Here is a 12,906-nt window from a genome sequence, read left to right on the forward strand (position 1 = left end):
ATTACTGTATTAAGTCTTCCTTACAGTTCTTTTATGAAACAATTGAGAAAGAAGGGGCGACAATGGATTTTTTGGATTCACCAGAAGCATTGCAGGCTAAAGCCGAAGTTGAAAATGGCGAAGTAGGAGTAATTGGCACGGTTGATGATTTAGCCGAATGGATAGAGAACCTATAAGCAACAGAAAAAGCCGCCGGTAAAAACCGAACGGCTTATCACAAGCATCAATCCATGTTATAATAACCTTGTATCAAAGTTATGTTATTGATAGCTGAGGCTGGAAGATTGATAAAACGCTTGCTATCCTGGTGTAGTTGCAGCTACACCACCAGCCAAGCGACAACCAAAAAGGTTTGCAAAATAAATCACTTCCTTCATGGTTAGAGTGGTGTATTGTTGCAGCAATACACGATTGATATTATATCATAGAAAAGTCGGGTTCCAAATGGTGCCCGACTTTTTCGCTTTTGAATAATTAGAGTTTCGATAAGTGCTGGAGCACCTTGTCAGTATCTTTATTTTCCAGCTCCTGAATAATATGAATGTAGGTCTGCTGCGTTGTCGTTGTATTGGCATGTCCCAGCCATTTGGCGACGCTGGCGATCGATACGCCTTCATAAAGTAGCAGGGAAGCATGCGTGTGCCGTAAGCCGTGAATCGAGATGACTGGAATCTGGCAAGAATGGCAGTAGCGCGTCAGGATATTATTGATTGTCGAATTGTAAACGCGCTTGCCTTTGGGTACAAAAATCGGCTGATCGTCTGGCAGACCGTCAATCAGCATCTTAAACTGATTCATGGTTTTCCAGTCCAGCATAACGGTACGGTTGGAAGACTTGTTCTTAGTTGGCTGAAATTTACCGTGCTTGCTTTTGTAATCCCAGGATTTATTAATAATCAGTTCTTGTGTCTCAAAATTAAAATCTGCTGGAGTCAAGCCCAGGGCTTCCGCATAGCGCAAGCCGGTCTTGGCCACCAAGAGAATGAACCAGTCCCAGTTTAGATCGGGTCCTAAATCCAGGTGCTTTAACAGTGTCTGCAACTCATACATGCTGAGATATTTAGTTTTCTTGTGCTGCTTTTTGGCGGAACCTTTGATAATAATGCGGCGAGTCGGATCTTTTTCCAGCAGGCCATCATCAACCGCGTCTACCAGACTGGCCCGCAGGTGATGGTGAAAATCCAACACGGTCTTACGCTCATGAGTCTCTGCGTAGCGATTGATCAGATTCTGATACGTGCGCCGATTCAACTCGTTTAGATGCAGATTAGGGGCCAGCTCTTTAAGCTTGCGTTGGGCCAGATAGTATTTCTGCAGTGTGATCGGCCGAATGGCATTCTCCTTGTACAGGGCAATCCATTGCTTATAGTACTTATAAAATAATTTGGTGCTGTAACGTGGCATATTATTTTCCTTTCTTTTTTAACCTCGTTCCAAGGTTGGAACGAGGTTAAATTTTTTTAGGTGGCGAAACTTGCATAGATCGCTCCGATGATCATACTTCTCTTTGTAATTCAATAAAAAGGAGAATAAACATATGATTGTTAAAGACAAAGAAAAAACGTCGCAGCCAATCGACACGTCTTTGCATTACAAAATGTACAAGGACGGCAAGCATTGGGTGACGGCCGGGATCACGACACTGATGTTTAGTGGGCTGATTTTGGGGACGCAGACAACTGCTCATGCGGATACCACCACTGCCTCAACTTCTGGCGATGGCCAAGCACAAGCAACTACTGGTGGTAATGCGGTGACGCAGACGACGGCACAAGCTGCATCTGCTTCAAACGCAAACACCGCTGCAGCCAGTCAAACAACGGCCAATACGGTTTCAGCAACGGCTGCTGCAGCATCGACTGCTACGCAAAGTCAAAGCGCCGGCACGATTACGCAACCGGTAGCCGTTGATCACTCTCAACTGGATCAAGCCGTTGCCGCTGCTAAACAAGCAGGTTTAAATCCACAACAGCAGCCAACAACGTCATCAACGGTGGCGCCAAGCGAAGTTGAGTCGGCTAAGGCTAACATTGAAAGCGACTACGCCAGTCAGGCAGCTAAGCTGCAGGAAGCAACGGAACAGCAAGAGACCGCTAATCACTATAATGACTCCAAAGGTGATACGACTGCTTTAGATGAAGCTGTCAAGAAGGCTCAAAGTACCCCTGGGTTGTCAGTCAAGCAGGACGAGACAAAGACAACTACTAAGAGTGCAGATGATAAGTCAGGGATCGCAAACTGGGAAAAATCTACGGCTTCTGACTACGCTTCACAAGTGGAAGCCATCAACAAAGCTATCGATGCGCAGAAGCAACAGAACGATGACTACCAACAAAAATTAAAAGATTATAGTAACTACTTAAACGGAAATTCAACTTTAGATCCAACCAAAGTAATGCAAGGCTTGCATTTAAATGCAACAGCCGAGTCTTCAAATGTTGAAGAACTGCAGAAACCGGATAAGTCTGTTTCATTTAATGGCTTTATAGAACGTTGGTATAACTCTGATCGACCTGGTGCCTTTTTAAGGACAACCTATTATAATCCTGCACAATCGTATTACGTCGATTTTGAAGGCAAGGTACACAACATCGGCAAAGTTGTCGTTACTTATTCAGATTTAGTAGTAGGGCCACAATCAAATCAATGGAATTCTACAGAATTTTCAGTTTCACCAATTGAAATTGGTGTTATTGATAGTTTTTATTTAAAATCTGTTACTGCAACCTATGATTTCTATGATGAAAATGGAAATTACATTAATTTCGAACCAGGCAGTGCTTGGGTATTCCTTTCTTCATTGGGTCGTTGGAGTGACTGGAATGATTCTTCTAAAACGAATAATCCAGCATACGATCACGTTGAAGGTGTACAGGGCGTTTCTGGGATCAAAATGTATGATATTCCTAATGGTGGTGCAGTTGTTCATAACGGAAACAACGCATATCCAGATTCCGGTCAACAATATGAATCGGATGGAAAAACAGAATTTAACAATCCATATGATAACCAACAAGGGGCAGTTATTGGTTACATCTCTAACGGTTTAAAATTACGTTGGAATTTGGATCAAAACTATCCTCCTGTAGATAATGGCATAGGTCACTCTTTGCGTTATGAAGATGGTCAGAAAAAAGAAGATGCTTATGATGGTGGATGGTACTATTGGCGATTTGTTCAATCGTACAATGGTTTTGAAATGTTGCAACCACCAACCTCTTCAGTAAGCTATCACTACAACGTATTGAAAGTGAAGCCTAATTGGTCGGCAGATGACCTTTCTTACCAATACCACGATTTGAACGTAGCCACTTCACCAGAGAAGAACTGGACGCAGGGCAGTCAGACTGTCAATGGCAAGACCGAGATCAATGATGACGTGGTTTCTGCCACGGTCAAGATGACTACGCCGGCAGCCTCACAAGTTGAAGGCGGTATGAAGACGCTGGCCGTTACCGACAACTATTCCAAATTTGCAAGCAACGTAACCTACCAAGGCGCCCAGGTTTATGAAAATGATCAGCTGGCTACCTCGTTGTATAACGTTACCAACAATGCGGCGGATGCAACGGTGACGGCGACGCGCAAAGACGCTTCCACGACGCAGGCCGGCACTGTCTCACTGGTCGTTGACTTTAAGATCAACAGTGACGTTCCAAGCGGCACTAAATTTGAAAACTCCGGTTCTGGTACGATCAACAACAGTACCGTACCAACTAATGACGCTGAAATCGTCACGTACGAACAGTCGGCCGAAAAGCATTGGATCGAAGGCACGCAGACGGTTGATGGTAAGACGTACATCAACGATGACGTCGTAACCACCAAGGTTGACATGAGTCTGCCGGATCCATCGACTCTGGCGCACTCCTTGACTAACGTCACGATTGATGATGACTACTCCGACTTTGCCGACAAGGTAACGCCGCAGTCCTACCGCGTTGAGGAAAACGGCAAGGACGTTACCGATCAATACAACGTTACCTACAACAACGGTCATTTGACGGCCGTGCGCAAGACGCCAAGCACGGCGCCAGCCGGCAAGGTTTCGTTGATTGCCACCTGGCTGATCAATGCTAACGTAGCTTCCGGCACCAAGCTGACTAACCGCGGTTCTGGTCGAATCAACAACCACACGGTGCCAACCAACACGCCGGATATCAAGACGTATACCCAGACGACTGATAAACACTGGGTTGAAGGCAGTCAGACGGTTGACGACAAGACCTACGTTGATGGCGATGAGGTACATGCCCGCGTTGAAATGAGTCTGCCGGATCCATCGACTCTGGCTAAGCCGCTGACCGACGTCACACTGGTTGACAACTACAGCGACTATGCCGACAAGGTTGACTACGAGAGTGCCCAAGTGCTGGAAAACGGCAAGGACGTTTCCAACCAATACACGGTTACCAACGTGGGCGGCAAGATCACGGCCATGCGGAAGACGCCTGGTACGGCACCAGCCGGAACAGTGCAGCTGTTGGTTAACTTTAAGGTTAAGACGGGCGTTGCTTCCGGTACGCAGCTGAACAACTACGGTTCCGGTCGAATCAACAACAATACGGTTGCTACCAACAATGCCAAGGTCGTTACCTACCAGCAAACGACGGACAAGCACTGGGTTGATGGGACGCAGATTGTTGACGGCAAGACTTACGTTGACGGCGATACGATCAATGGTCAGGTGACGATGAGTCTGCCGGATCCTGCTACGTTGGCCAAGAAGCTGACCAAGGTATCAGTCACGGACGACTACTCCAACTTTAAGGACAAGGTTGACTATCAAGAAGCCCATGTCTACGAAAACGGGGTTGACGTCACTAGCCAATACAACATCGTCAATAATGCCGGCACGGGTATCGTTACAGCTACGCGCAAGGACGCTGCATCAGCTCCTAAAGGCACGGTTGTACTGACGGCTACCTGGAAGGTTCATGACGACGTTGCTTCGGGCACCAAGCTGGTAAATGGTGGTTCGGGGACGATCAACGAGTCCACGGTTAAGACGCCAGATCGTACGATTGAGACCTGGAAGCAGAATAAGCCAGTCAAGCACTGGGTTGAAGGCAGTCAAGAAGTTGACGGCAAGGTAGCGCTGGATAACGACGTCATCTCCGCTCAAGTAACTTCCGACTTGCCAAATCCTTCTGATCTGGCGCATAAGCTCTCGAACGTCCAAGTCATCGACGATTACAGCCAATTCAAGGATCACGTTAAGACCAGCTCAATCCGCGTCTTGGAAAACGGCACGGACGTAACCAGTCAATACACGATCGAGGACAACGCCGGGACTGGGATTATCACGGCGACGCGGAAAGATCCAAGCACCACGCCGGCCGGCAAGGTCCAGATGAACGTATCATTCCAGATCAATGCTGATACGCCAAGCGGCACAACGTTCAAGAACACGCCAATCAGTGTCATCAACAAGAGTCGCGTAACCGGTCAGGAAGTAACGCTGACTACGTACAAGCCAACCACGGACAAGCACTGGACTGAGGGAAGTCAAGTCGTTGACGACAAGACGTATATTGCCAGTGATACCATTAATGCCCGCATCGAAATGAGTTTGCCGGATCCTTCTACACTGACCAAGAAGCTGACCAAGGTACAGCTGGTCGATGACTACACGCAGCTGGCCAAGTATGTTTCTGATCCAAGTGATATCCGCGTTGAGGAAAACGGCAAGGACGTAACTGATCAGTACACGATCGCTACGGCCAATGGTCATATCACGGCCACGCGGAAGACGCCAGGAACGACGCCAGGCGGCACGGTAGCTCTGATTGCTCACTTTAAGATCAATGCGAATACGCCAAGCGGTACCAAGCTGGTTAACGCGGGTTCTGGGACGCTGAACAACGAGACGGTCCCAACCAATAATCCAACCGTTAAGACGTACACGCAAACGACGGATAAGCATTGGACCGAGGGCAGCCAGGTCGTTGACGGCAAGGTCTACATTGACGCATCGGAAACACACACTGACGTTACGATGAGCCTGCCGGATCCGGCCACGCTGGCTAAGAAGCTGACCAAGGTAGCCATCACGGACGACTACTCCAAGTTTGCCCAATACGTTGACTACGAAAGTGCTCAAGTGCTGGAAAACGGGAAGGACGTAACCAGCCAATACACGATCTCGGCTGCTAATGGCAAGGTTATGGCTACCCGTAAGGACGCTGCCACGACGCCGGCCGGCACGGTTGATCTGCACGTCAACTTCAAGATTCATTCTGACGTTGCTTCTGGTACCAGCCTGGTAAACAGCGGTTCTGGAACGATCAATGACGAGACGATTGCCACGCCAGATCGGACGGTTAAGACGTACAAGCAGGATACGAACAAGACTTGGAACGTTGGTGATCAAAAAGTCAACGACAAGCTGGTTATCAACAATGACCAAGTTCAGTCCACGATCTCAATGACGCTGCCAGACCAGAACACGCTGGCCAAGAAGCTGACCAAGGTACAGCTGGTTGATGACTACTCGGGATTGAGCAAGTACGCTGACGTCAAGACCGTTGAGATTCGTGAAAACGGCAAAGATGTTTCCGATCAGTACGACGTTCAAAACGATGGCAGTCATATCACGGCTACCCGTAAGAATGCCGCTGGTGCGCCAGCCGGCAACGTCCAAATGCTTGTAACCTGGCAGGTACGCGCCAATGTTCCATCAGGGACGCAGTTGGAAAACAAGGGTACTGGTACCTTGGATGACGAATCCGTACCAACGCCATCACCTAAGGTGGTTACGTACACGCCAGAGACCGACAAGCACTGGGTCAACGGCAGTCAGGTCGTTGACGGCAAGACGTTCATTGACGGTGATCAGGTATCCGGTAAGGTAACGATGAGCCTGCCAGATCCAGCTCAGCTGGCTCAGCCATTAAGCAAGGTAGCCATCACGGACGACTACTCCAAGTTTGCCCAATACGTTGACTACAAGAGCGCCAAGGTGCTGGAAAACGGCAACGATGTAACCGGCCAATACACCATCTCGGTTGCCAATGGCAAGGTTACGGCTACCCGCAAGAATGCGGCTGCTGCTCCTAAGGGTACGCTGGAATTGGACGTTGACTGGACGGTTCACACTGATGTGCCAAGCAATACCCAATTGATTAACACTGGTTCCGGAACAATCGACAATGACACGGTGCCAACGCCAAACCGTACGATCGTTACGTACAAGCAGGACACAGATAAGCACTGGGTCAGTGGCGGTCAGAACGTTGACGGCAAGGTCGCTATCAACGACGATAACGTAACCGCGCAGGTCAACATGACGCTGCCAGACAAGTCCAAGCTGGGCGGTTCCATCAACAAGGTACAGCTGACTGATGACTTCTCCAAGTTTGCCAAGGACGTTACGGTTCAAGCCGTGCACGTCTACGAAAACGGCATTGACGTTACCAGCGAGTACAATATTTCCATTGATCCAAACGGCAAGGTTGTAGCTACGCGGAAAGATCCATCTAAGGTCAACACGGCTGGCAATGGCTCCAGTACGACGGTTACCATGAAGGCCAACATGAAGGCTTCCGACTCGCTTGATACCTCATCATTGGTTGCCAAGGCCTCAGGCAATGTCAACGGCCAGACGTCAACGACGAAGACCAGCATGCTGCTGCTCGCGCCAACAACGGATATTGCCGTTGAAAACGGTCAGATCAAGTCGCAGGTCAACATGGCTCTGCCAAGCGACACCAGCGACGTTAAGAATTTTGCCATCACGGACGACTACTCCGACTTTGCCAAGTACGCAGATGCCAGTGAAGTACACGTTTACGAAAACGGGACGGACGCAACCAGCAAGTACGCTGTTACCGACAACGACGGTAAGGTTACGGCTACGCGGAAGGATATGTCTGATGCAGATGGCGGCAACGTTACGATGACGGTTGACTACAAGCTCAACCATGATATTCCTAACGGTACGGTCCTGGAAAACCACGGTTCCGGGACGCTGAACGATGAGACGGTGCCAACCAACACGCCAAGCATTACCACGTATACCCAGACGGCTGAAAAGCACTGGGTTGAGGGTACGCAAACGGTTGACGGCAAGGTCTACATTGACGGTACGCTGGCCCATGCTCAGGTTACTACCAGTTTGCCGGATCCGGCTACGCTGACTGATAAGCTGACTGACGTTTCCATCACCGATGACTACTCGGCATTTGCTGACAAGGTTGACTTCCAGTCCGCCCAAGTACTGGAAAACGGTAAGGACGTAACTGATCAGTACACGATCACCAAGCAGGGCGACAAGATCACGGCTACTCGTAAGGATCCAGGTTCGGCGCCAGCCGGCAATGCTCAGCTGCTGCTGACGTTTAAGATCCACTCTGATGTTGCTTCCGGCACGCAGCTGGAAAACGTTGGCTCGTCAACGATCAACAACCACACGGTATCTACCAACAAGGCTACGATTACGACGTTTAAGCCGGATCCAAAGAAGGACGTCGTGGTCTCGGTTGACAACAACAAGAGCCTCAACGGTGCCAACATTGACCTGAATAGCTCGTTTGACTACAAGCTGGAAGGCTCGACGGTTCCAAAGAACAGTAATGGTATCACCGAATACGGCTTCCACGACGACTACGATCAAGAACACGATCAGTACAACGGCGGCTACACGGTACTGCTCAACAGCGACGTGACGCTGACTGATGGTACGGTGCTCAAGAAGGGTACCGACGTTACCAAGTACACGACGCAGACGATTGACCAGGATAACGGTATTGTCGATATCGAGTTTGATCAAGATTTCCTGACCAAGGTTGACTTTACCAACTCCGAATTTGGGGCTACGGCCTACCTCAAGATGCGGCGGGTCAAGGCCGGCGATGTTGAAAACAAGTACGTCAACAGCATCAACAACCAAGCCTTTAACTCAAACACGGTCAAGACGCATACCGATGAGCCTAAATCGGAAACGCCTAAGAACGAGACGCCGACTACACCTCAAGCAACGACGCCGGAAACGCCGTTGTCGCCAAAGACCAGTCAACAACCGGTATTTGCGGCCGTACAGCCAGCTGCTCTGCAGGCTGCTAGTCAATCGCAGGCACCATCTCAAGGCCAGCAACAGCTGCCTCAGACTGGTAACGATAAAGACGAAGCGCTTGCCTTAACTGGTCTGGCCAGCTTGCTGTTTGGTCTGGGTACACTGGGCATGAAGAAGCGTCGTCGTCATGCTTAATCACTGCTGATATTTCTCCTAATCTTTATTCTTTGTTCTTTAGCAAGAAGGCAGGCTGCGGCCTGCCTTTTTTTATAGAAAGGGGTGGATTCATTTGCGCTTGCGGAATCTAAGTCTTTTGCAGCTCGAATTTGCTCAAGCGGGCATGAATGCCGACGTTAACGCCTGGCGACAAGCGGAGCGGCAATTGCCATTGCAGGATCAGATTAACTGTGTGCTGGCCTTGGCTCACGAACCAGAGCCGAAACCTGTAATTCAGCGGCTGATCGTAGCTAAACGGCTATCGAACCGGCATAAGCTGGCACACTGAGTATTATATTGATATGGTACAATGTTTATAAATGTAATAATCGAGGTCTCTTACCATGCAAAAAATTGACGTTGCAAAATTTCTAATTCAAGAGCGAGATAATCATTTTTCGCAAGGCCTATATGACTGGTCGCAAGTTACGTTTGCTTACAACAGCAATCATATGGAGGGATCTACTCTAAGCGAAGGTCAGACGCAGCAGCTATATGATACCGAAACGGTTTTTGCTGAAGGCGGGGATCCAATCAAAGCCAACGATATCATTGAAACGCAGAATCATTTTCGCTTGTTCGATTTTATGTTGGATACGATTGACCAGCCATTGACTTTGGACTATGTAAAAAAATTGCAAGGTATTCTAAAACAAGGAACTATCAGTCGAAAAGGACTTCAGGAACCAATCGGTGAGTTCAAGAGTCACAATAATATAATCGGTCAGCTGCAGACGGTGAATACCGTACCGGCTGATCAAGTACCACAACGGCTTGAGCATTTGTTGGATATTTGGAATAAAACGCCGCAAACAGATTTGAACAGCTATGCCGCTTTTCATTATGAATTTGAGCGAATTCATCCATTCAGCGATGGCAACGGCCGTGTCGGTCGCATTCTCCTTTTCAAGGAACGATGCCGAAACAAAACCATGCCGTTCATTATTGCTGATGAAGATCGTCCATTCTATATTCGAGGCCTGAGAGAATTCAAACGTACGCCGGGCTATCTGGTTGATACATTTGGCAATGCGATGGATGAATATTCGATGGCCTTTGAACAGGTATATGGCCGGCAAGTTCATCAGAAAGATCAGTCCAAGATTCCTCCCAAGCCCAAAAAGTCGCCAAGGCGTTAAAAATTGATAAAAAAGGTCAGTCAAAGATGGCTGGCCTTTTTTGTTAGCTTCTATTTTGAATGAATATAATGTAACCTCGTTCCAACCTTGGAACGAGGTTGCTTATTATGGCCAAAGATACGAATTCAGCTGTCCTCTTCTAAGATTGCTATAAAAGCAAGAAAAGAAGAGGAGGAATTTCTATGATTAAAGTCTATACGAAGCCAGATTGTCCGCAGTGCAAGATGACAACGATGTTTCTGATTCGCCATCATGTCAAGTTTTTGAATATCAACGTCAGCGAAAACCCGCAGTATGCGCAGAGTTTGCGCGACAAGGGCTATCGCTCGGTACCGATTGTGGTAACAGAATGCGAGGAGTGGTCCGGCTTTCGTCCGGAACGTTTAAAAGCAGTCGTCAGTCGGCAGCGTGAAGTCTTGAGGTGATCAGTATGGCAGAATTAACGGAAACGGATCGGCTGTGTCGGCAATCGATCCAAAAATATCTGGACGTCAAGGGCATTCCCTATGAACGGCAAGGATACTACCTGCGCCTGCGCGATCATGACTCTCTGGTCGTTGATACGCGCGTAACTAAGGAAAAGCCCTATGAGACCTTCTACTGGAACAGCCAGGCAGTCGGCGGCAACCTTTACAACTTTTTGCGCAGCTACGAAAACATGGAAGCCAAGGAAGCTTTTGAAGAGCTGAAAAAAATGGCGCCAGAGCTGGCTAAGGCAGAGGTCCATGAGGTTAAGACCGAACCATATGAGCCAGCAAAATGGCGTGGCCATGCTCGGCACGATCAGGCTAAAAGCTATCTGGTTGGCAAGCGGGGCTTGAATCCGCAGCTGGTCGAGGCACTGTTTAAGCAAGGACTAGTCCGCGAACTCAACAACGGCGATCTGTTTTTCTCCTGGAAGGATACAAAGCATCAAGAAGTCGGCGGCGACGTTCAGGGCACGACGATTGATCACGAAAAGTTTGGCAAGCGGGGCACGCGGAAAATGATTGCCAAGGGATCGGTTAAAAATTTTGGCTTTCATTTCAGTGCCAACGATGGCAGTGGGACTAAAAAGCTGTACGTTTTTGAAAGCCCAATTGACGCCTTATCCTTCTACAATCTTCACCCGCAGCTAAAAGGTGAGAAAACTTTTATCAGCCTGAATGGCGCCGGCACCAAGATCAAAACGATCGAGTCGTTCATCAAGCAGTATGGCATACCTGATGAGCTGCATTTAGCCATGGATAATGATGGTGCTGGCTTTAAGGGCATGCTTAGAGCCAAGACCGTTCTGCAGCCGGCCAATGCCGATCCGCATCCAGAACTGCGCAAGATGAAGATTCTGTTTGACCAGCCGGCTGATCGGTTTAAGGATTGGAACGATGCTTTGAAAGCACGATCGTTTGAAATGACCAGTGAAAGTATTGGTGATTTTATCAAGCACCGGCAACAGTCGCTGGGCCAGGACGCCTATAAGCAGCTCGTGCATGAGTTTGTCAGCGGGCAGTACGGTAACGTATCAGCCCCAAAAGCAAGTCGGCGGTTGCCGAAACCGCGTAAAGGAGTAATCAGGATGGAACCAGAACTTAATGAAGTCGCTAAGAAGCTGCAGGCTAGCCGAATGAAGCTTACGGGCGTAGATCTGACCAAGGTTTCCGATTATGCAGACGATTTTCAGTATCGGTTTGATATCGATGCCAATGCCTCACCTGACTATCACGAGCTGCTGCAGCGGTTGGATAATCAGGTAGGATCATTAGCCAGCGTTACCAGTGATGCAAAAGGCTGCTCTTTATGGGTCTTTGACAAAAAGGACCGCGCAGACGTCTTAAAAGAGATTGCCTCTGCATATGATCATGCACGTGATCCGCTGCTTGGTCGCCGAGTGCAGATGCCAAATGGTCGTGGTGGTACAATTGTTAAGACTGGGACGGAAAGCTTGGTTAAGTTTGACGACAACCAGCTGCAAAAGTTTAATCGGCAAGCGTTAGATCAGCATTTAATCCCAGACTTCCAGGTTCGTTATCTGCGTGACAAGACTAATGAGCTGCGTCCCGCATCGGCATCTGATGTCATGCACATGGCGGTGACGGTACTGGATAATCAGCACAATGCGCAAGCTGCTCGGCAAAAACAGCTGCTGATGAAGCAGCCAATGACAACGAAGCAGCGGTTGGGTATGGCCATGAGCGTGATCAACCAGTCAAGGTGGGCACGAGTCAATCCTGATCCGCGGACGATTATTCCACTGAACAGAAATATAGCTCACGAAAAATAGTAAAATAAAAACCGCTACCTAGGAGGTAACGGCCGTGCCCGACAGTTTGATTCATTGTTAATTTTGATGCCGAATTCGGCCGTTTTCCAAGGGACAAAAAAGGGACAAAATGGGAAAATATTTGATATTGTGTGACGGTATTTGAAGATTCTAACAGAATGAAAAGCCTATAGAGTAGGGTAAATGAGCATAATTTAAAGAGAATTGTAAATTATGTGTAAATATAGCGTAAAATCATCGGAATTTATCGAAATTTTGTAAACATTGCGTTTTAATTA

The 12,906-nt window shown here is 48.3% G+C and carries 6 protein-coding genes; 5 read left to right on the plus strand and 1 reads right to left on the minus strand.

Annotation, left to right across the window (positions count from 1 at the left end; translation table 11 throughout):
- Nucleotides 1–474: 474 nt before the first annotated feature.
- Nucleotides 475–1,404 (minus strand): tyrosine-type recombinase/integrase, encoded by a 930-nt coding sequence (locus ACLUWI_RS02185; protein ID WP_289579401.1) that lies wholly within the window; start codon nt 1,402–1,404, stop codon nt 475–477.
- A gap of 133 nt (nt 1,405–1,537) precedes the next feature.
- On the opposite strand from ACLUWI_RS02185, the gene ACLUWI_RS02190 reads away from it, so the two are divergent.
- The 5 genes from ACLUWI_RS02190 (at nt 1,538) to ACLUWI_RS02210 (ending at nt 12,628) form a co-directional block, all read left to right on the plus strand.
- A complete protein-coding gene (locus ACLUWI_RS02190; RefSeq protein ID WP_412145969.1) occupies nt 1,538–9,208 on the plus strand; it encodes an LPXTG cell wall anchor domain-containing protein in 7,671 nt (2,556 codons plus the stop codon).
- Between the two features lie 94 nt (nt 9,209–9,302).
- On the plus strand, nt 9,303–9,518 hold the full coding sequence (locus ACLUWI_RS02195) for a hypothetical protein (protein ID WP_278757890.1): 216 nt from the start codon (nt 9,303–9,305) through the stop codon (nt 9,516–9,518).
- 55 nt (nt 9,519–9,573) lie between these two features.
- The gene (locus tag ACLUWI_RS02200) at nt 9,574–10,368 is read left to right on the plus strand and encodes a Fic family protein (protein WP_278757892.1); all 795 of its coding nucleotides are present in this window, start codon (nt 9,574–9,576) and stop codon (nt 10,366–10,368) included.
- 182 nt (nt 10,369–10,550) lie between these two features.
- Nucleotides 10,551–10,793, plus strand: coding sequence for a glutaredoxin-like protein NrdH (gene nrdH, locus ACLUWI_RS02205; protein WP_278757894.1), 243 nt, complete (start codon nt 10,551–10,553; stop codon nt 10,791–10,793).
- 5 nt (nt 10,794–10,798) lie between these two features.
- Nucleotides 10,799–12,628, plus strand: coding sequence for a toprim domain-containing protein (locus ACLUWI_RS02210; RefSeq protein WP_412145970.1), 1,830 nt, complete (start codon nt 10,799–10,801; stop codon nt 12,626–12,628).
- Nucleotides 12,629–12,906: the final 278 nt, after the last annotated feature.

The sequence above is a fragment of the Limosilactobacillus mucosae genome (assembly GCF_046939755.1).
Lineage (GTDB): Bacteria > Bacillota > Bacilli > Lactobacillales > Lactobacillaceae > Limosilactobacillus > Limosilactobacillus mucosae_A.

What these genes read in the sequence shown, in the direction of transcription:
- nrdH (WP_278757894.1), top strand. Translation starts at nt 10,551, where the DNA reads ATGATTAAAGTCTATACGAAGCCAGATTGTCCGCAGTGCAAGATGACA.
- ACLUWI_RS02185 (WP_289579401.1), bottom strand. Translation starts at nt 1,404, where the DNA reads ATGCCACGTTACAGCACCAAATTATTTTATAAGTACTATAAGCAATGG.
- ACLUWI_RS02200 (WP_278757892.1), top strand. Translation starts at nt 9,574, where the DNA reads ATGCAAAAAATTGACGTTGCAAAATTTCTAATTCAAGAGCGAGATAAT.
- ACLUWI_RS02210 (WP_412145970.1), top strand. Translation starts at nt 10,799, where the DNA reads ATGGCAGAATTAACGGAAACGGATCGGCTGTGTCGGCAATCGATCCAA.
- ACLUWI_RS02190 (WP_412145969.1), top strand. Translation starts at nt 1,538, where the DNA reads ATGATTGTTAAAGACAAAGAAAAAACGTCGCAGCCAATCGACACGTCT.